Origin of the sequence: Micropruina sp. (assembly GCF_047606665.1) — a bacterium.
Classification (GTDB): Bacteria; Actinomycetota; Actinomycetes; order Propionibacteriales; family Propionibacteriaceae; genus Micropruina.
Window position 1 is genome coordinate 38,716 of sequence record NZ_JASGEF010000042.1, and the last position, 19,555, is coordinate 58,270.

The following is a 19,555-nucleotide window of genomic DNA, read 5'->3' on the forward strand; positions in this document are numbered from 1 at the left end:
TAGTCCATTACTCTGGCGCTGATCCAGCAGAATGATCAAGAAGGGTTGCGATGGATCGCAGTGCGGTACCGGCTCTCACCCGGGCGATGACCATTGTGGACCTCTTGGCGGGCGCTGGCCAGGGCGGGCTCACCGTGACCGACATCGCCAGCCGCACCGGCATCGCCAAATCGACGACCGCGTTGCTGTGTTCGGTGCTGGAAGACGAGGGCATGGCCCGGCGGTACGACGGACGCTACCGGCTCGGACGCCGCTTCGTGGCTCTGGCGGCCGACTATCTGGCCTCGGTGGACCATCTCGAGGAGTTCTACGCCGAGGTGCGCCGGCTGCCAATCCTGTCGCGGGAGGCCGCCCGGCTCGGGCTGCTCGACGGCACCGAGGTCATCTACCTGGCCCGCTACGAGGCCACCGGCCGTCCCCGACGAACCACCGGAACCCTCGGAGATCGCTTTCCGGCCTCCATCACGGCAAGCGGCAAGGCGATGCTGGCGACCTTGCCGGCCGAGGCCGTCGAGGACCGGTTCCGCGGCAAGCTGCTGCCCCGCTACACCGAGCGCAGCATCCAGTCGCTGCCCGATCTGCTCCGCGACCTGGACGCCGCCCGCGAGCGGGGCTATGCGATCGACGAAGAGGAGACCAACCTCGGCCAGGTCTGCTACGCGGTGGCCGTCCCCGGCACGCCTGACCAGATCGCCGGCCTGGCGGTGAGCTGCACGCTGACCCGGGAGCGTGCTCTCGAGCTGCCCACCGCCGACATCGTGGCCGAGCTGGCCCGGCTCGCCGACCTCTTCCGCAACCCCCTCGCCGGCCGCGCCTTCTGATCGCCGCCCTCCCATCGGGGGTTGCTTCGCGCCCTCAGGTGGTCCAGAATCTTGGTCACTGTCCAGAATGTTGGTTTTCACTCAGAGTCGAGGATCCAATGACTGAAGCTCCCCTGATCGAGATCAAGGGCCTCGTCAAGCAGTTCGGCGCCACACAGGCGCTCAAGGGAGTCGACTTCACCCTGCAACCGCACAGCATCCACGCCCTGCTGGGTCAGAACGGTGCGGGCAAGTCGACGCTGATCAAGGTGCTCTCCGGTCTGTATCCGCCGACCGCGGGCGACGTCCGGGTGCAGGGGCATCCGCTCGGTTCGCCCGAGGCCACCCGTGCGATGGCGTTCATCCACCAAGATCTCGGTCTGGTCGAGGCGATGAGCGTCGCCGAGAACGTTGCACTCGGCACCACCTACGCGCGCAGCGGCGGGCTGATCAACTGGCGCGAGGTGCGTCGCCGCGCCGAGGCAGCACTGGCCCTGGTGGAGTTGGACGTCGACCCCGAGACGCTGATCGCCGACCTCACCCGGGCCGACCGTTCGCTGGTCGCCATCGCCCGCGCGCTGTCGGCCGACGCGCCGATCCTGGTCCTCGACGAGCCGACCGCCTCGCTGCCCGCCGCCGACTCGGAGCGGCTGTTCGAGGTGCTGAAGAACCTGCGCGACCGCGGCTGCGGAATGATCTACGTCTCGCACCGGCTCGACGAGGTGTTCGCCATCTCCGACTCGGTGACGGTGTTCCGCGACGGACGGCTGATCCACGCGGGCGCCATCTTGGACAAGACGCCGCAGGACCTGATCGTCGACATCGTCGGCAGCAAGCCGAAGAGCTACCAGTCCCGCTTCGACGCCCGCACCCGTCCGGTGGTGCTGGCCGGTGAACGGGTACTGGCCGGCCCCGCCGGACCGGTCAGCTTCCAGGTGCATGCCGGTGAGGTGGTCAGCATGGTCGGCCTGACCGGCGCCGGCCACGTCCAGCTCGGACGCGCCATCGGCGGCGCCTTCCCGATGCACGGCGGCACGCTGACTCTGGACGGTGAACCCTACGCGCCGGCGTCCCCGGCCGCGGCCGTCGATCGCGGCGTCGGCTTCGTCACCTCCAACCGGATGGAGGAGGGGATGGCGCCCGAGATGAGCGTCCGGGAGAACTTCCTGGCCAACCTGCGGCCGCGCGGCATGTCGATCCTGTCCTGGAACAGCCCGAAGCAGGACGCCGATCTCGGCGAGCAGCTCACCGAGACCTACGGCGTCCTGCCGAACAACCCCGAAGCGCCGATCGCCACCCTCTCCGGCGGCAACCAGCAGAAGGTGATGGTCGGCCGCTGGCTCTCGGCCAACCGCCGAGTGATCGTGCTGGAAGAGCCCACCGCCGGCGTCGACGTCGGAGCCAAGGCCGACATCTACCGACTGCTCGAAGACGCCCTGAACGAAGGTCTGGCGGTCGTCATGGTCAGTACCGACTTCGAGGAGGTGGCCAGCGTCGCCCACCGCGCGCTGGTCTTCGTTCAGGGCCGAATGACCGAAGAACTGGCCGGCGACCAGCTCACCGTCGGCACACTCACCGCCGCCAGTTCCGGCGCCAACCTGTTGACCAACAAGTGACGAGGGAGTCCACCGCAATGACCACAGCAGCACCAGCCGCGCCCGCTCGCCCGGCCAAACGCCGCCGCGGCGGAGGCTCGTTCATCGGCACCTACGGCCTGCTCATCCTGGCGATCCTGTTGTTCGTCGTGTTCGCCATCCTGATGCCCGGCACCTTCCTCACCCGGACCAACCTGAACGCGATCCTGGGGGCCAACTCGATTCCGGCGATTCTGGCGCTGGGCGCCATGATTCCGATCGCCACCGGCAAATTCGACGTCTCGATCGGCTACGCGCTCGGCCTGGCGCACGTGCTGATGATGACCATGGTGGTCAACGGCGTGGACTGGATTCTCGCCGCCCTGATCGTGCTGGTGCTGCTCACCGTCGTCGGTGTCGTCAACGGGCTGCTGGTCGAACTCGGCCGGATCGACTCCTTCGTCGCCACCCTGGGCACCGGTTCGGTGCTCTACGCGATCACTGGCGCCATCACCAACGGCGCACGTGTGGTGCCGACCGGCGAAGGCCTGCCGTACGGGTTCACCGACCTCTACGACTCCAAGTTCATCGGCATTCCGGTCGCCGCCTGGTACGTCACCGTGATCGCGGTGATCCTGTGGATCGTCCTGGAGCGGCTGCCGCTCGGCCGCTACTTCTACGTCCTCGGCTCCAACCAGCGCGCCGCCGACCTGATCGGCCTGCCCACCCAGCGCTACTCGGTGTACGCGTTCGCGTCCTGCTCGTTCCTGGTCGGCGTGGCCGGCGTCCTGCTCGCCTCGCAGCAGCAGATCGGCAACCCGTCGGTCGGCTCGGAGTACATGCTGCCCGCGTTCGTCGCCGCGCTGCTCGGCTCGACCGTGATCAAGCCCGGACGCCCCAACGCCGGCGGCACCATCGTCGCCGTGGTCACCTTGGCGATCGGCCTGGCCGGCATCGGTCAGCTGGGCGCCAACTTCTGGGTCAACCCGCTGTTCAACGGCATCACGCTGCTGATCGCGGTCGGCCTGGCCGGCTGGAGCGCCCGTCGCAAGATCCTGGCCGGCATCGCCGCCAACAAGGCCGTGGACGCCGGACCGGTCGCCGACACCGTCGGCCCGCACACCTCGGCGGCACCCGACATCGAACCCGCGGTGGACTCCGACGACGTCCCGCCCGCCTCCTGACCAGATTCGCTCACCTGCACGAAAGGCTCACCATGGCTTCACCATTCCGCCGTCCGCTGGTCGCCGGCTGCGCGTTCGCCCTCGGTGCGGCGCTTGCCCTGACCGGGTGCGAGCGCGGCTCGGACGCGGCCCGTGCCTCCGCCGAGAGCACCGCCACCGCACCCTCGGGTTGCCCGGACGTCGTCGCCACCGCCACCGCCGCCGTCGACAAGGCGTCCGCGAAAGACCAGGCCTGGGACGGCCCGACCACCGGGCCGAAGGCGACCACGGGCAAGACCATCGTCTACGTCGCGCAGTCGATGCAGAACCCCGGCGTCGCTGGTGTCGCCGCCGGGCTGACCGACGCCAGCGCGGCGATCGGCTGGACGCTGAAGACGATCGACGGCCAGGGCACCCCGTCCGGCATCCTGAGCGCCTTCAACCAGGCTCTCACCCTTAACCCCGACGGCATCGTGCTCGGCGGCTTCGACCCGAAGACCACCGCCGACCAGGTCCGCCAGGCCAACGCCGCCAAGATCCCGCTGGTCGGCTGGCAGGCGCTGGCCACGCCCGGCCCCAGCGATGAGCCGAAGCTGTTCTCGAACGTCACCACCAAGGTCGAGGACGTCGCCAAGATCAGCGCGCAGTACATCATCGCGCGCTCCAACGGCAACGCCGGCGTGGTGATCTTCACCGACTCGTCCATCCCGTTCGCCGAGGGCAAGAGCCAGATGATCCAGAAGGAGCTGCAGACCTGCTCGTCGATCAACGTGCTCAAGTATGCGAACATCCCGCTCGCCGACGTCGCCAACCGGATGCCCACCGAGACCAGCGCGCTGCTCAGCAGCCAGGGCGACAAGTGGACCCATTCGGTGGCGATCAACGACGTCTACTTCGAGAACGCGACGGCCGCCTTCCGGCAGTCCGGACGGACCTCGGCCACCGCCCCGCTCAATGTGGGCGCGGGTGACGGCGACGCCGCCGCGCTGACCCGGATCCGCAACGGCGACTTCCAGGCCGCGACCGTGCCGTCCCCGCTGCGCTCCGAGGGCTGGCAGATCGTGGACGAGCTGAACCGGGCGTTCGCCGGCGAGAATGCGTCGGGCTACGTCCCGCAGATCCACGTCTCGACCAAGGAGAACACCTCGGCCGACAACTTCTGGGATCCGTCCGGCTACCAGGAGGCCTACAAGGCGATCTGGGGCAAGTAGCGGTTTCCCTTTCGTGGTGTGCCGACAACGGGCAGAGTGGTGACTGCGTCGGTGCGACGCTGCGCCGCGGCCGGGGGTCCGCGGGCTCCACGAACAAGGAGTGCTCAATGAAGAAGCTCATCAACGATCCGGCGGATGTCGTCGCCGAGACGCTCAAAGGATTTGCCGCGGCCAACGCCGAGCTGGTCACCGTCCATCTCGACCCCGACTACGTGGTCCGCGCGGACGCCCCGGTCAAGGGCAAGGTCGGCCTGGTCTCCGGCGGCGGTTCGGGCCACGAACCGCTGCACGCCGGCTTCGTCGGCCTGGGCATGCTGGACGCCGCGGTGCCCGGCGCGGTGTTCACCTCGCCGACGCCCGACCCGATCCTGGAGGCCACCAAGGCGGTCGACGGCGGCGCCGGCGTGCTGCACATTGTGAAGAACTACACCGGCGACGTGCTCAACTTCGAGACCGCCGCCGAGTTGGCCGAGCTGGAGGACATCGCCGTCAAGGCCGTGGTGGTCAACGACGACGTCGCCGTCGAGGACTCCACCTGGACGGCCGGACGTCGCGGCGTCGCCGGCACCGTCCTGGTGGAGAAGATCGCCGGTGCCGCCGCCGAGCGCGGCGACGACCTGGACGCCGTCACCGCGGTCGCCGAGAAAGTGATCGGTCAGGTGCGGTCGATGGGTGTCGCGCTGACCGCCTGCACCGTTCCGCACGCCGGCAAGCCGTCCTTCGACCTGGGCGAGGACGAGATCGAGATCGGCATCGGCATCCACGGCGAGCCCGGACGGCACCGGATTCCGATGGCGCCCGCCGATGCGATCACCGATCAGTTGATCGATCCGATCCTGGCCGACCTGCACCTGGACGGCGACCAGGTGCTGCTGTTCGTCAACGGCATGGGCGGCACCCCCGAGTCGGAGCTGTACATCGTCTACCGGCATGCCCGCGAGCGCCTGGAGGCGGCCGGGCTGAGCGTCACCCGCTCGCTGGTGGGCAACTACATCACCTCGCTGGAGATGCAAGGATGTTCCGTCACGGTGCTGAAACTCGACGCCGAACTCACCGCACTGTGGGACGCACCGGTCAACACCGTCGCACTCAGGAAGGGTGTCTGAATGACGCAACTGGATGTGGCGTGGGCCAAGGACTGGATGCGCCGGGCGTCCGCCCTGCTGACCGAACGCCGGATGGAGCTGATCGACCTCGACCGGGCGATCGGCGACGGTGACCATGGCGAGAACATGGCCCGCGGCTTCGGCTTCGTGGTGCAGCGCCTCGATGAGAACCCGCCGGAGGACGTGGCGGGGGTGTTCAAGCTGGTCGCCCAGACCCTGATGTCGAAGGTCGGCGGGGCCGCCGGCCCGCTCTACGGCACCGCATTCATGCGCGCCGCCAAGGCCGCCGAGGGCGATCTGGACGCTGCCGCGGTGGCGAGCGTCTACGCCGCCGCTTTGGAAGGCATCGTGGCGCGCGGCAAGGCGACCACCGGTGAGAAGACCATGGTGGACGCCTGGACGCCGGCCATCGCCGCCGCCCAGGCCGCCGCCGAGGCGGGCAAGAGTCCGGCCGAGGCGTTGCGCGCGGCCGCCGACGGTGCCGCCGCCGGCGCGGAGCAGACCATCCCGATGCAGGCGACGAAAGGCCGGGCGTCCTACCTGGGTGAGCGCTCCATCGGCCATCAAGATCCGGGCGCAACCTCCACGGCCTACCTGTTGGGCGCCGCTGCCGACGCTGCCGAAGCGGCGAACTGAGAGCACGACGATGAGCATCGCATTCGTGATCGTCTCGCATTCCGCCAAGCTCGCCGAGGGCGTCGTCGAGTTGGCCCAGCAGATGGCGAAGCAGGTCGAGTTCCGGGCCGCCGGCGGCACCGACGACGGCGGCATCGGCACCTCGTTCGACGCCATCTATACAGCGGTCGAGGAACTGACCTCGGCCGGGCATCAGGTGGCGTTGCTGACCGACCTGGGCTCGGCCGACATGACCGTGGACGCCGTCCTGGAGATGGTCGACGGCGACGACGTCCGGTTCTGCCCCGGACCGCTGGTCGAAGGGGCGGTCGCCGCCGCCGTCACCGCTCAGATCGGCGGCGACCTGGACGCTGTCGCCGAGGCGGCACGAGCCAGGGAGATCTTCGCTTAGCCGATTTCCCACCGCGGGCGCAACTTCAGAATGCGGCCCCGGACAACGGCCGAGTCGACGGCTGAAGCTCAATAGAGTAGCCCTGACGAAAGGGTGGACCCTTGAGCCTCGACGTGGTGCTGTTGGCCGGGGCCGCAGTGCTGCTCGCCGCGCTCGGTGCGGCCCGTCTGTCGAGTTGGCTGGGCCTGCCGTCGCTCTTGCTCTTCCTCTTCCTCGGTGTCGGCGTCGGTATCTGGGTCGATTTCGACGATGCCCAGATGGCGCACGATCTGGGCTTCGCGGCCCTGGTGCTGATCCTCGCCGAGGGCGGATTCACCACCAAATGGCGCGAGATCCGGTCGGTGCTCACCCTGGCCGGCCTGCTGGCGACGGTCGGGGTCGGGACGTCCATCGTCGCGATGACCCTCTTCAGCCACTTCGTCCTCGGGCTCGACCTGGCCACCGCACTGCTGCTCGGCGCGATCACCGCACCCACCGATTCGGCCGCGGTGTTCTCGGTGCTGCGCCGGGTGCCGATCCCGGGTCGGTTCCGCGCCGTCCTCGAAGCCGAGTCCGGCCTGAACGACGCGCCGGTGGTGCTGCTGGTCACCGCCGCCACGGCGTGGGCGCTCGGTGAGAGCACCGAGAGTCCGGTCGAGATCCTCGGGATGGTCGCGTTCGAACTGCTCGGCGGCCTGGTCGTCGGTTTGGTCATCGGCTGGGTCGGGGCGCGGGTCTTGAAGAAGATCGCGCTGCCGGCGTCCGGTCTCTACCCGTTGGGGGCGATGGGCTGGGCCCTACTGGCGGACGGCGCCGGCGCCTCCCTGCACGTGTCCGGGTTTGCCGCCGTCTACATCTGCGCGATGGTCCTGGGCAACTCCGATCTGCCGCACCGCAACGCCACCAAATCGTTCGCCGAGGGGGTCGGCTGGGTCGCCCAGATCGGCCTGTTCGTGATGCTCGGCCTGCTGGCCCACCCGGAGCGGTTCTCACCCCAGGTCTTGACCGTCGGGGTGATCGCTGGCCTGTTCCTGACCGTGATCGCCCGGCCGCTGTCGGTGGCGGTCTGTTCGGTGTGGTTCCGGATGCCCTGGCGAGAACAGGCGTTCCTGTCCTGGGCCGGGCTGCGGGGCGCGGTGCCGATCATCATGGCGACGGTGCCGCTGGCGTCCCCCCTGACACAGGCCCGCGAGCTGTTCGACCTGGTCTTCGTGTTCGTCGTGGTCTACACCACGCTGCAGGCGCCGACCCTGGAATGGGTGGCCCGCAAACTCGGTGTGACGACCGGCGACGACGCCGTCGACATCGAGGTCGAGGTGGCCCCGCTGGACAAGATCCAGGCCGACTTCATGCAGATCAAAGTGCCGCCCGGCTCGCAGCTGCATGGGGTGACGGTGTTCGAGTTGCGGCTGCCGCCGAGCACGGTGGTGTCGTTGATCATCCGGGACGGGAAACCGTTCGCTCCCGGATCGCGCGATGTGATCCGGGCCGGCGACGAATTGCTGGTCGTGGTGCCGTCCCGATTCAGATACCAGGTGGAGACCCGGTTCAAACAGGTCGGACGCGGCGGCCGGCTCTCCCGCTGGCGCGACACCCAGCCCGATTCGTCCTAGGACTTGGTCGGGGACGGCACCGGCGAGGGGCTGGCGCTCGTTCCGGGGACGACGGCCAGGCAGACCGGGCTGGTCACCGGCACCGAGAGTTTCGGCTTGGTGACACGTCCGGCGTAGTCATCGCCGAGAAGGATGTCGACCACATGGTCGACGCGACCGTCGCCACGGGTGGTGACCTTCTTGAAGAACCCGGCGACCAGACGGACCTCGGGAGCGTCGGCGGCGTTGCCCACGATCACCGTGTCGGCCAGTCGTTGATCGGTGTTGTTCACCTTCAAGATGTTGAAGCCGTACGAGCGCATTGCCACGCTGACCCGCTTGGCCAGCCCGCCCTGCAGGCCCGCGTTCAGCACCCGCAGGACAACCCGGTCGGGGGTCAGCGTCGTGCCGACGTTGGTCATCACGCACGGGTCGGCCGGCCGAGGCGGAATCTGGGCGGTCGCGTTCTGGTAACCCCAGATGCCGCCGCCCACCACGACGGCGAGGAGCACGAGCATGGTCAACGGGGTCCTGATCATCCCGGCAATCTGCCGCACGCGCCATCAACTCCTTGCTCGGTCTCCCGCCAAGGGTACTTGAGGTTATTTGAGTTCCAGAACCCGAGCGTGCATGGTCTGCCGCTGCTGCAAGGCGGCGCGCAGGGCGCGGTGCAGACCGTCCTCCAGGTAGTACTCGCCCTGCCAGTGGATGACGTGGGCGAACAGGTCGCCGTAGAAGGTCGAATCCTCCTCGAGCAACTGCTCCAGGTCGAGCGTCCGCTTGGTGGTCACCAACTGGTCGAGTCGGATCTGCTGCGGGGCGATCGCCGCCCACTGCCGCTGCACGTAGCCGTGCGCAGGATAGGGACGTCCCTCGCCGACACGCTTGAAGATCACCGCCGCAGTCTATCCGGCTCGGCTCGACCGTGGACGTTTCAGGAGATGCGGCACCCTGTAGCACACCTTGCTATCATGACGTTCATGAGTATCCATCCCGAGGTCAGCCAGCGGGATTTGCGGCTGAGGTCCCGCGAGATCATGGACGCTGTCGAGCATGGTCAGGCGTTCACCGTGACCCGCGATGGCCGTGAGATCGGCGAACTGGTGCCCCTGCGCCGCCGTCGACGGTTCGTTTCGCGGGCTAGCTTCGCTGAGTTGTCCCGGACGGCTCCCATCATCGATCTTGATCGGTTCCGCTCCGATCAGGACGCGATTGACCAAGGCCTGGACGATCCGTATGCCAGGTGAGGCATCGCGGGGGCTGCTCGACACCAACATCCTGGTGCTGCGTCGGCATATCGACCCGAGCGAATTGCCCGACGAGGCGGCGATCAGTGCCGTCACGCTCGCCGAGCTGTCCGCGGGCGTCCATCTGGTTGAGGGCGACGATGCCGGCGCCCGTGCCGAACGTGCGCGTCGCGCCGATGTTTTGCAGCGGGCAGAGAATGAATTCGACCCGATTCCGTTCGATACGGAGGAGGCCCGGATGTTCGGCCGGATCAGTGCCGCGGTCCGCGCGGTGGGCCGGACGCCGAGGCGACGGGTCGCCGATCTGATGATCGCCTCCGTCGCAGCTGCAGCCGATCTGCCCCTCTATACGACCAACCCGGACGACTTTGCCGGCCTCGACGACCTCGTCAGGGTCGTGCCCGTCAGACGTCCCCTACAGTGACGTCATGTCGACCTCACCTGACGTAGCCGCGATTGCCAAGGGCTACACCTTCGACACTCCTGCGATCGAACTCGGCGTCCTGGTGGATGGAAACCCGGTTCCGGACGCGAAGGTGCGGATCTCGCTGTCCATGCTGAACCGGCACGGCCTGGTGGCCGGCGCCACCGGCACCGGCAAGACCAAGACCTTGCAGCTGATGGCCGAGCAGATCGCCCGGGCCGGTGTCCCGGTGTTCGCCGCCGACATCAAGGGTGACCTGTCCGGGCTCGCGCTGGCCGGGAAGTCGTCGGACAAGCTGCTGGCCCGGACGGCCGCGATCGGCCAGGACTGGCAGCCGCACGGCTGCCCGGTCGAGTTCTACGCGCTCGGCGGGCAGGGCACCGGTGTGCCGCTGCGGGCCACGATCAGTTCCTTCGGACCGATCCTGCTCAGCAAGGTGCTGGGCTTGAACGAGACCCAGGAGTCGACGCTCGGGCTGGTCTTCCACTTCTGCGACACCCAGGGCCTGCCGCTGCTCGACCTGGAGGATCTCCGTTCGGTGCTGGCCTACCTGACCTCCGAGGAGGGTAAGGCCGACCTGAAGAACCTGGGCGGGGTGTCGTCGGCCACCGCGGGGGTGATCCTGCGCTCGCTGGTCACCCTGCAGACCCAGGGCGGCGAGGAGTTCTTCGGCGAGCCCGAGTTCGACAGCCGCGACCTGCTGCGCACCACCCCGGACGGCCAGGGCGTGATCTCGCTGCTGGAACTGCCGAATCTGAACGACCGTCCGGCGATCTTCTCCACCTTCCTGATGTGGCTGCTGGCCGATCTGTTCCACGACCTGCCCGAGGTCGGCGATGTGGACAAGCCCAAGCTGGTGTTCTTCTTCGACGAGGCGCACCTGCTGTTCGCGGACGCGTCCAAGGCGTTCCTGCAGGCGATCGCCCAGACGGTGCGGCTGATCCGCTCCAAGGGCGTCGGCATCTTCTTCGTCACCCAGACCCCGAAGGACGTCCCCGAGGACGTGCTGGCTCAACTCGGTTCGCGGGTGCAGCACCAGCTGCGGGCGCACACCCCCAACGACGCCAAGGCGCTGAAGGCGACGGTGGCCACCTACCCGAACTCGGGCTACGACCTGGCCGAGGTGCTGCAGAGCTTGGGCATCGGCGAGGCGATCGTCACCGTGCTGAACCCGAACGGCGCCCCCACTCCGGTGGCTTGGACCCGGATGCGGGCGCCGGAGGCGTCCATGGATCCGATGGATGCGCAGATGATGGCCGGTGGCGTCGCCCAGTCGGGAATGATGGGCAAGTACGGGCAGGCGGTGAATCGCGATTCCGCCTACGAGATGCTCACTCGCAAGCTGCAACAGGGTTCCGCCGCCGCGGCGGCCGAGGCGCAGCGGGCTGAGCAGGAGAAGGCAGCGGCAGCCGAGGCCAAGCAGCGTGAGAAGGACGCCGCGGCGCAGTCGCGCGGCACGAGCAGCCGTCAGGTCCCCAAGAGCGCGGTGGAGAAGGTGCTCAGCTCGCCGACCTTCTGGAACAAGGTGATCACCGTGGGCGGTCAGATCGCCCGCGGGATGATGGGGACCGGCCGGAAGCGCTGAGTTCCCGGTTCCGCCGGCTACCCGACGAGCAGATGGTCTTCGGGGCCTTCGAGGAGCTGGAACTCCCGGGGGCCGATGCCGTGGAAGCGGCTGAAGGCGCGGGAGAAGTTCGACGACCTGGTGTAGCCGACCCGTCTGGCGACGCCGCCTGACGGGTGGCCGTCTTGCAGGAGTCCTCGGGCGATCCGCATGCGAGCGGCGTGACGCCAGTCGGTGAAGGTCATTCCGGTGTCGCGACGGAAGACTTCACGCACGTCGTCCGGCACCTCGTGACTTTCGACTTCGGACGCGCTGCCCACCGAGCGCAGGAAGGCGGTCGCCGCCGCCCGCGCCGCGGCATGATCGGGCATCGGGACACGGCGGGCCCGCTCGACCGCCACCTGCGCCTCGAAGGCGTCGATGACGTGGGCATGCATGGGTCGTTCGAGTCGAGGACGGAATCCGTGATGTCGGGCCGGCCGCGCCAGCGTGTTCGTGCTCACCGACGCCCATAGCAGCCAGTCGGTCCAGGCACGGGAGAACCGTGCCTTCCGCGGCCGCTCCAACTGCACACACTCGGTACACAGAACGCTGAGCGGCACCGCCGACTCGGGTGCGCGGACGATGAGGGCTCCCGCCGGCAGCCAGATCACGTCACCCTCGCAGCCCACCCAGGTCTCGTCGTCGAAGACTGCGCGGAGCTCGCCGGCGCGCACCCACAGCATCAGGTTCTCCTGGCAGACCTCGCCGGTCGGCTCGAACATCGGGTCCGGCTCCCCGACTCCGGGCACCGTCTCAGGCCGCTGAGCAGAGTATTCGCGCGGCGTCAGCCCGTACTGGGCGCGGAAGGCTCCGGTGAATCCCCACCGTGATGCGAAACCCACGGCCGCCGCTGCCAAGCCGGTCGGCGCCCCGGCGGCCAGGAGTTCGGCTGCGTGTGCCAATCGGGACAGCTGCCGCCAACGGGCGAAGGTCATTCCGGTCTGGGCGAGGAAACCCCGCCGGAGCGTGTTGGGGCTGCACGACGCCCAGGCAGCCCATTCCTCCAGACTCTTGTCGAGGCCCGGCCGACTACTGAGTTGCGTCGCCACTCGGAGGGCTGGGCCGACTCGCGGCATCGGCGGTCGAGCTGACGGGACGAGAGCCTGGCTCGCCAGCTCGGGTGGCAACGGCGAGCCGGTCATCCCGGGCAGGTACCCGAAGGCATGGCGTGGGTAGAGGTCGATCAACGTCCCAGCTGCTTCCCGCGGAACCTCGAACCCTGCGACCTCGTCCGGGGAACCCTGTGGCGCGTCAAGCCCCCACAGCGGCAGGACCAATGCTCCCGGGTCCGTCCAGAAGTCGTGCGGTGTGTGTGGTGGTAGCCATACTCCCGAACCGGCGTCGAGCCGGAACTGGCGGCCGTCGTCAGTGCTGAGCTGCATGGTCCCGGTGTGCACCCACATCACCAGCGGCTCATCGAGATCATCCGGCTCGTACTTGCGGCTGCGCGGAATGGGCGACGGCGTGGTCACCAGCATGATGTCGCCAACTCCGTTCGCTCGGTGACAACCAGATGGGAGTCTGCTTGGCCATCTCTTAGGTAAGCCTAACTTAAGGTGCTGTGGGGCCCCGACGGTGGCCCGGCCGCGCTCGAAAGGTGATACCTGATGTCCAAGCCGCTGCGACCGACGTCGCTGGTCGCACTCCTCCTCGCTCTGACTCTCGCGCTGGCGGGCTGCTCCAGCTCGACGGCCACCTCGACGGCCACCGCGGACCCCGGCAGCACCAACCAAGGCGTTGCCTTTCCCGTCACCGTCGACACCGCCTACGGCAAGGTGACGGTCGAGAAGAAGCCGCAACGCATAGTGGTTCTTGTCCCTGAGTTTCTGGGCCACCTCGCACTGGTGGGGGAGAAGAATGTCGTGACGGGCGGTGCCCCGTCCGACCTCGACGACATGCCGTGGCTGACCTATGAGGGCGAGTTCGACGCGAAACTCTTCACCGCTGACTACTCGACCTCGGTGGAAGCCGTCGCGGCACAGAAGCCCGACCTGATTCTCACCAATGTCTGGGGCAGCGACGCGAAAGAGTACAAGCAGTTGTCGCAGATCGCGCCCACCTACGTCGGGCGGTACACCCAGGACGAGGGCGGTGCGAACACCTGGCGGGAGAGCTTGGCCGATGTCGTTGCCCTCACTGGTCACGACCCCAAGATCCTCAGCGACGCGGAAGCGGACTACGCGGCCACTCTGAAGGCTGCGGCCGACAAACTGCCCGGGCTCCAGGGCAAGACGTTCCAGCTCGGTGTGCTGAGCCGCGAAGACCAGCAGCTCTGGCTCACCGAGTACGCCAACGACCCCATCACCGGCCTCGGCCTGAGGCTCGGCGAGGGCCAGCCGAGCGGCAAGGATGGCAGCGTCGCCGCGAAGGCGCCGAAGTACTCGATGGAGAACATCGACAAGCTCAACGCCGACGTGGTCTTCATCGTTACCCACCAGTACGCGGACCCCGACGGCAAATTCCTGGCCTCGCTCAAGAAGGACCCGCGGGTGCCGGAACTCCCTGCCGCCAAGAACGGCACGCTGGTCTACCTCTACGGCCCACAGTGGGGCGCCGTGCAGGAGCCAACCCCTGCGAGCGTCAAGTGGTGGCTGGGTCAAGTGCTGCCCCAGCTCGAGAAGTCGGCGCTCAACCAGAGTGGCCAATAGCGAGACGCCGCCGGCGGCACGGCGCATCGCGGGACTGGTTCTCGCGTGCGCCTTACTGCTCGGTGTGCTCCTGCTGAGCGTTGCCGTCGGCTCGAAAGTCATTCCACTGACCACGGTGATCGACGCGCTGCTGCACAGCACCGGCAAGGGTGACGCCTACGTCATCTGGGACCTGCGCATTCCGCGCACGGCCGTCGGGTTCAGCGTCGGCTTGGCTCTGGGCGCCGCGGGGGCACTGATCCAGGCGTTGACCCGCAACCCGTTGGCCGATCCGGGCATTCTGGGTGTGGCCGCGGGGGCTGAGTTCTTCGTCGCCCTCGGAATCGCGCTGTTCGGCGTGACGTCGATCAGTGGCTACGTCTGGTTCGCTTTCGCGGGCGCACTCGTGGTGACGGTGCTGGTGTACCTCATCGGCTCGGCCGGAGGTGGCGGTGTCGACCCGGTGCAGTTGACGCTCGCCGGTGTCGCACTGTCGGCAGTGCTGTCGGGCGTCGTCTCGGGCATGGTGCTGGCCGACCAGGAAACCTTCGACCAGATGCGGAGCTGGTATGCGGGCAGCATCGTCGACCGGGGCTGGGACGTCCTGTTGCCGGTGATGCCGTTCTTCGGCGTCGGCGCGCTGCTGGCGGTGCTCGCCGTGGGGCCGCTCAATGCGATTGCGCTGGGTGACGACCTCGCCCGGTCGTTGGGTGCGCAGGTGATGCGCACCCGCGTCCTGGTCGTCGTCGCGGTGACGTTGCTGGCAGGCGGGGCGACGGCCATTTCCGGCCCGGTCGTGTTCGTCGGCTTGATCGTGCCGCACATCGCGCGCTGGTTCACCGGGCCCGATCAACGCTGGATTCTGGCTTACACGCTCGTCCTGGCGCCGGCGCTGGTGCTCGGCTCGGACATCATCGGCCGGATAGTGGTGCGCCCCGGAGAGTTGCCGGTCGGCATCGTCTCGGCGTTCGTCGGCGGCCCCGTCCTGATCCTGCTGGTGCGACGGGCGAAGGCGAGCGGGCTATGACGGACTTCGGCTACCGGGCGCTGGTATTTCGGCGTGGCGGTGTGGCGCTGCGCTGGGGTGCGCGCAGCGTCCTGGTGTGTACGGCGCTGGCGGTGCTGGCGGTCGCCGTCACGCTCTGGGCACTGATGCTCGGTGACTTCCCGCTGAGTCTGGGGGAGGTCTGGTCGGCACTGACCGGCGACCCCGCGGCCGGTTTCGCGCGGACGGTCGTGCAGGAGTGGCGGCTGCCGCGCGCGCTCGCCGCAGTGGTGTTCGGTGCGGCGCTGGGTGCGTCTGGAGCGGTGTTCCAGTCGCTGACCCGCAACCCGCTGGCAGCACCCGACATCATCGGCTTCTCCACCGGCGCCTACACCGGGGCGCTCATCGTGATCATGGTGATTCAGGGCTCTTACCTGCAGTTGGTGGGCGGCGCCTTCGTCGGCGGCATCGCTACCGCCATCGTGGTCTACCTGTTGGCCTGGCGACGCGGCGTGCAGGGCTTTCGGCTGATCGTCGTCGGCATTGCCGTCTCGGCGATGTTGGCTTCGGTCAACACCTGGCTGATGCTCAACGCTCGCCTGGAGGTGGCTGTTCGCGCGGCCGTCTGGGGGACCGGCTCGATGAGTGGCACCGACTGGGAGCAGACCGGGTGGGGCAGCCTCAGCATCGCGGTTCTGCTCGCGGCGTTGTTCGCGCTCGGACCTTCCTTGCGGCAACTCGAACTCGGGGACGATGCTGCCCGCGCTACCGGCACCCGGGCGGAATCGGTGCGTTTGGCGGCGGTCGTTCTCGGCGTCGGGCTGACTTCCGTGGTGACGGCGGCGGCCGGACCGATCCTGTTCGTTTCGCTCGCCGCCCCACAGTTGGCGCGGCGGATCGCCCGCACCCCGGGCGTCACGCTTGCACCGGCCGCCTTCATGGGGGCGTTCATGCTCGCGACCGCCGATGTGACGGCGCAGCACCTGCTGCCCGTCGGCATGCCCGTCGGGGTCGTCACCGTCGTCGGCGGTGGCGCGTTCCTGGTCTGGCTCATCGTCCGCGAGGCGCGCCGCCGCACCTGATCCGCTCCGATTGGAAGGGAATCACCTGTGACCTCACGTTTGAGTGTCGACGCCGCGACGATCGGCTACGACAAGAACGTCATCTCGGAACGCTTGTCGGTGGCGATCCGCGACCAGTCGTTCACCGTTATCGTCGGCCCGAACGCATGCGGCAAGTCCACCCTGCTGCGGGCGTTGTCCCGGCTGCTGACGCCCAGTAGCGGAAGTGTCCTGCTCGACGGCAGAGCGATCAGCTCCTACCCGGCGAAAGAAGCCGCCCGGCGCATCGGCCTGCTGCCACAGACGTCCATCGCGCCGGACGGAATCCGCGTCGCCGACCTCGTCGCGCGAGGACGTTTCCCACACCAGAGGCTGATCCGCCAGTGGACCCGACAGGACGAGGCAGCCGTGAATGAGGCCATGGCCGCCACATCGGTGACCGAATTGTCGGGACGACTCGTCGACGAACTCTCCGGGGGCCAGCGGCAACGGGTGTGGGTTGCCATGGCGCTCGCCCAGCAGACCCCCATCGTGCTGCTCGACGAACCCACCACCTTCCTCGATATCGCCCACCAAATCGATCTGCTCGAACTTCTGCGGGATCTCAACGCACAGGGCCGCACCATCGTCGCCGTCCTGCACGACCTCAACCACGCCGCCCGCTACGCCTCCCACCTCATCGCGATGCGCGACGGCGCCATCGTCGCCGAGGGAACCCCGCATCAGGTGGTCACCGCCGAGCTGGTCGAGGCGGTGTTCTCGCTGCCCTGCCGGGTCATCGAGGATCCGGTCACCGGCACCCCCCTGGTCCTGCCCGATGGCCGCCCGCACCGGGAGTGAGACACCCGGTCGGCCACCAACCCACCATCGAAGGAGAACCCATGAGCAGTCCGGAAACAGTCGTGGCAACGGCAACCGTCGTGAGTACCGAGGTGCTGTCCCCACACTTCATTCGGATCGAACTCGGCGGCGAGGAACTCGCCGACTTCGGTGTCGACGGACCGTACCTCGATCAGCGCATCAAGTTGATCTTCCCGCCACCCGGCGGCACGCTTCCCGACCTCCGTGCCGCCGGCGACAACTGGTACTCGGTCCTGGCGGAACTACCCGAGGGTGAGCAGTGCCACATTCGCGTCTACTCGGTGCGGGAAGTGCGCGGCGAAGGCAGGGATAAGCGGCTGTTGGTGGATTTCGTGCTGCATCTGGAACCGGGGGCCACCGGGCCGGCCGCGAGTTGGGCTGCCGCGGCCAAGCCCGCCGACAACCTCATCGTCGTGGGGCCGCGCATCGGCGCCGACTGGGGCGGCATCGAGTACGCTCCCGGAGCGGACGACCGTGTCGTGCTCGCGGGTGACGAAACCGCCGTACCCGCCATCTCCCGCATCCTCGGCGACATCGCTGACGACGTCCGCGGCCACGTCTTCCTGGAGGTTCCCGTCAGCGCCGACATACTCGACATCGCCGCTCCCGCCAGCATCCTGGTCAGCTGGCTACCACGCGACGGCGCCGGGCACGGCGAAAGGCTGATTCCGGCCGTCCTGGACCACCTCGGCACCCAACAACACCAGAGCGTCCCCGACGACGAAGTCGACCCCGACCTCTGGGAAACCTCGACCTACTCATCCTCCGAGGACGACCTCGACGCTCCGTCCGCCGGCGGCATCCCCGGTGTGTATGTCTGGATAGCCGGGGAAAGCAAGGTGGTCACCACGCTGCGCAGGCACCTGGTCAACGACCTCGGCATCGACCGTTCACAGGTCGCTTTCATGGGCTACTGGCGACGCGGCGTCTCCATGCGCGGGTGACGTCCCGGCACCTCTTCGGAAGGCCGGAATGCCATGCGCGATAGTGACTCGGTGGCCGGGCAGCATGAGCTTCGCGTGTTCTGGGAATCCTCAGGGGCCGAGGTGTCCCAGCGCCACGACATTGACGCCGTCAGACCTCGTGTAGCTGAGGGCGCCGCCGGTGAGTACGGCGAGCGAGCAGAGTTGCGCGGACCGGGTCGGGGCTACCTTGCGCGCCAGTTGGCGCAGGTTGCCCGCTGCGCGGTCGATGGCACGCTCTCCGCCTAGTTTGATCTCGAAGGCCGCCCAACGACCGTCACGCAGCTCGACGATCGCGTCCACTTCCAGGCCAGCGTCATCGCGATAGTGACATACCGAGGCATCCAGAACCTGCCCGTAGACCCGCAGGTCCCGCACGCACATCGACTCGAACAGCAGCCCGAGAGTCTCCGGATCGGTCAGCAGTGCCTCATCGCTCGCGCCCAGTGCCGCGCAGGCGAGCGACGGGTCGGTGAAGTGCCACTTCGGAGTGACCCGTAGCCTCACCGAGGAGCGCAGATGCGGAGTCCAGGCGGGCTGGGGTTCTACGACGAACACGCGGGTCAGGGCATCGAGGTAGCGGCGAACCGACTGTGCCGAGACGGCGGGCCCGTTTCCGTCCAGCCCCGACTCACGCGCGAGCAGCGTCGCCTTTGCCTCGGTCGACACGTTCCTCGCCAGTGCTCGAATGAGCTCACGCATCCGCGCAGGGTCAACCTTCAGATCCGCGCCAGGCAGATCGACTCGGGCGATGTCGTCGAGGTACGCGCCGAGGTACTGCGCAGCAGAACGCGTTGGCTGTGTTACCAAGGCGGGCCAACCTCCGCGGACCATAGACCCCACCAGTTCGGGAACCGTCGGACCACCCACCCCGGCGACCTTCTCGCCGTCGAGCAGCGCCCGCAACGACACGGTCGCGGTGCTCTCCCCGCTCTCGGCCAAGGCCATCGGGCGGAGCGTCACGCGACGGAAGCGTCCGGCCCCGCTGTGGCGCGTGACATCATCGGCCGGCGTCGCCGATCCGGTCAGGACGAACTGTCCAGGTGTGCCTCGCTCATCGACTTCATGGCGCACCGCGTTCCACAGGGACGGGGCGAGCTGCCACTCGTCGACGAGCCGAGGGGGCGGGCCACGCAGTACCGCTTCCGGCGACACCTCGGCGAGTTCCGCCAGCTGCGGCGAGGAGTCAAGGCGCACCGAACTGGCGGTGACCTGTCGCCCCAGCGTCGTCTTTCCCACGGCGCGGGCACCCTCGATCACCACGGCCCCGAAGGTGCTCAGGGAGTCGCGGATGACATGCTCGGCGATCCGTTCACGGTAGGCGGACACA

Annotated in this window: 20 protein-coding genes; 16 read left to right on the plus strand and 4 right to left on the minus strand. The window is 68.2% G+C overall.

Annotated features, from left to right (window positions below):
- Positions 1-50: 50 nt before the first annotated feature.
- The 8 genes from QM619_RS10025 (at position 51) to QM619_RS10060 (ending at position 8,473) form a co-directional block, all read left to right on the plus strand.
- The gene (locus QM619_RS10025; RefSeq protein ID WP_415107656.1) at positions 51-821 is read left to right on the plus strand and encodes an IclR family transcriptional regulator; all 771 of its coding nucleotides are present in this window, start codon (positions 51-53) and stop codon (positions 819-821) included.
- Between the two features lie 98 nt (positions 822-919).
- A complete protein-coding gene (locus tag QM619_RS10030; protein WP_415107659.1) occupies positions 920-2,416 on the plus strand; it encodes a sugar ABC transporter ATP-binding protein in 1,497 nt (498 codons plus the stop codon).
- Between the two features lie 17 nt (positions 2,417-2,433).
- Positions 2,434-3,558 carry an ABC transporter permease gene (locus QM619_RS10035; RefSeq protein ID WP_415107662.1) on the plus strand — a complete coding sequence of 375 codons (1,125 nt, stop codon included), beginning with the start codon at positions 2,434-2,436 and terminating at the stop codon, positions 3,556-3,558.
- 32 nt (positions 3,559-3,590) lie between these two features.
- Positions 3,591-4,748, plus strand: a complete 1,158-nt coding sequence (locus tag QM619_RS10040) for a substrate-binding domain-containing protein (RefSeq protein WP_415107665.1) — start codon at positions 3,591-3,593, stop codon at positions 4,746-4,748.
- 107 nt (positions 4,749-4,855) lie between these two features.
- Positions 4,856-5,854, plus strand: coding sequence for a dihydroxyacetone kinase subunit DhaK (dhaK, locus tag QM619_RS10045; RefSeq protein WP_415107668.1), 999 nt, complete (start codon positions 4,856-4,858; stop codon positions 5,852-5,854).
- Positions 5,855-6,490 carry a dihydroxyacetone kinase subunit DhaL gene (gene dhaL / locus QM619_RS10050; protein ID WP_415107671.1) on the plus strand — a complete coding sequence of 212 codons (636 nt, stop codon included), beginning with the start codon at positions 5,855-5,857 and terminating at the stop codon, positions 6,488-6,490.
- Between the two features lie 10 nt (positions 6,491-6,500).
- Positions 6,501-6,881, plus strand: coding sequence for a dihydroxyacetone kinase phosphoryl donor subunit DhaM (gene dhaM, locus QM619_RS10055; protein ID WP_415107674.1), 381 nt, complete (start codon positions 6,501-6,503; stop codon positions 6,879-6,881).
- A 101-nt stretch (positions 6,882-6,982) separates the two neighbouring features.
- Positions 6,983-8,473, plus strand: coding sequence for a potassium/proton antiporter (locus tag QM619_RS10060; RefSeq protein ID WP_415107678.1), 1,491 nt, complete (start codon positions 6,983-6,985; stop codon positions 8,471-8,473).
- Here QM619_RS10060 and QM619_RS10065 read toward each other — a convergent pair.
- Positions 8,470-8,991, minus strand: a complete 522-nt coding sequence (locus QM619_RS10065) for a LytR C-terminal domain-containing protein (protein ID WP_415107681.1) — start codon at positions 8,989-8,991, stop codon at positions 8,470-8,472. The genes QM619_RS10060 and QM619_RS10065 overlap by 4 nt on opposite strands.
- Before the next feature lie 63 nt (positions 8,992-9,054).
- Positions 9,055-9,348 carry a type II toxin-antitoxin system VapB family antitoxin gene (locus QM619_RS10070; RefSeq protein ID WP_415107684.1) on the minus strand — a complete coding sequence of 98 codons (294 nt, stop codon included), beginning with the start codon at positions 9,346-9,348 and terminating at the stop codon, positions 9,055-9,057.
- Positions 9,349-9,432: 84 nt separating this feature from the next.
- On the opposite strand from QM619_RS10070, the gene QM619_RS10075 reads away from it, so the two are divergent.
- From QM619_RS10075 to QM619_RS10085, 3 genes are read left to right on the plus strand one after another with little or no spacing between them, the layout of a single operon-like run.
- The gene (locus QM619_RS10075) at positions 9,433-9,699 is read left to right on the plus strand and encodes a type II toxin-antitoxin system Phd/YefM family antitoxin (RefSeq protein WP_415107687.1); all 267 of its coding nucleotides are present in this window, start codon (positions 9,433-9,435) and stop codon (positions 9,697-9,699) included.
- Positions 9,665-10,123, plus strand: coding sequence for a type II toxin-antitoxin system VapC family toxin (locus QM619_RS10080; RefSeq protein ID WP_415107690.1), 459 nt, complete (start codon positions 9,665-9,667; stop codon positions 10,121-10,123). The genes QM619_RS10075 and QM619_RS10080 overlap by 35 nt, the downstream gene beginning before the upstream one ends.
- 4 nt (positions 10,124-10,127) lie before the next feature.
- Positions 10,128-11,708: a helicase HerA-like domain-containing protein gene (locus QM619_RS10085; protein WP_415107693.1), complete on the plus strand. Its 1,581-nt coding sequence runs from the start codon at positions 10,128-10,130 to the stop codon at positions 11,706-11,708.
- A gap of 17 nt (positions 11,709-11,725) precedes the next feature.
- Here the strand turns inward: QM619_RS10085 and QM619_RS10090 are convergent, their stop codons facing one another.
- A complete protein-coding gene (locus QM619_RS10090) occupies positions 11,726-13,207 on the minus strand; it encodes a helix-turn-helix domain-containing protein (protein WP_415107696.1) in 1,482 nt (493 codons plus the stop codon).
- Positions 13,208-13,336: 129 nt separating this feature from the next.
- On the opposite strand from QM619_RS10090, the gene QM619_RS10095 reads away from it, so the two are divergent.
- The 5 genes from QM619_RS10095 (at position 13,337) to QM619_RS10115 (ending at position 18,207) form a co-directional block, all read left to right on the plus strand.
- Positions 13,337-14,377 carry an ABC transporter substrate-binding protein gene (locus QM619_RS10095; protein ID WP_415107699.1) on the plus strand — a complete coding sequence of 347 codons (1,041 nt, stop codon included), beginning with the start codon at positions 13,337-13,339 and terminating at the stop codon, positions 14,375-14,377.
- Positions 14,367-15,383 carry an iron chelate uptake ABC transporter family permease subunit gene (locus QM619_RS10100; RefSeq protein ID WP_415107702.1) on the plus strand — a complete coding sequence of 339 codons (1,017 nt, stop codon included), beginning with the start codon at positions 14,367-14,369 and terminating at the stop codon, positions 15,381-15,383. The genes QM619_RS10095 and QM619_RS10100 overlap by 11 nt, the downstream gene beginning before the upstream one ends.
- Positions 15,380-16,423 carry a FecCD family ABC transporter permease gene (locus tag QM619_RS10105; protein WP_415107705.1) on the plus strand — a complete coding sequence of 348 codons (1,044 nt, stop codon included), beginning with the start codon at positions 15,380-15,382 and terminating at the stop codon, positions 16,421-16,423. Before QM619_RS10100 ends, QM619_RS10105 begins: the two co-directional genes overlap by 4 nt.
- A 99-nt stretch (positions 16,424-16,522) precedes the next feature.
- Positions 16,523-17,242: an ABC transporter ATP-binding protein gene (locus tag QM619_RS10110; protein ID WP_415107710.1), complete on the plus strand. Its 720-nt coding sequence runs from the start codon at positions 16,523-16,525 to the stop codon at positions 17,240-17,242.
- A gap of 41 nt (positions 17,243-17,283) precedes the next feature.
- Positions 17,284-18,207, plus strand: coding sequence for a siderophore-interacting protein (locus QM619_RS10115; RefSeq protein WP_415107713.1), 924 nt, complete (start codon positions 17,284-17,286; stop codon positions 18,205-18,207).
- Positions 18,208-18,297: 90 nt separating this feature from the next.
- On the opposite strand, the gene QM619_RS10120 is transcribed toward QM619_RS10115, so the two are convergent.
- A complete protein-coding gene (locus tag QM619_RS10120) occupies positions 18,298-19,554 on the minus strand; it encodes an ATP-binding protein (RefSeq protein ID WP_415107716.1) in 1,257 nt (418 codons plus the stop codon).
- Between the last annotated feature and the right edge of the window lies 1 nt (position 19,555).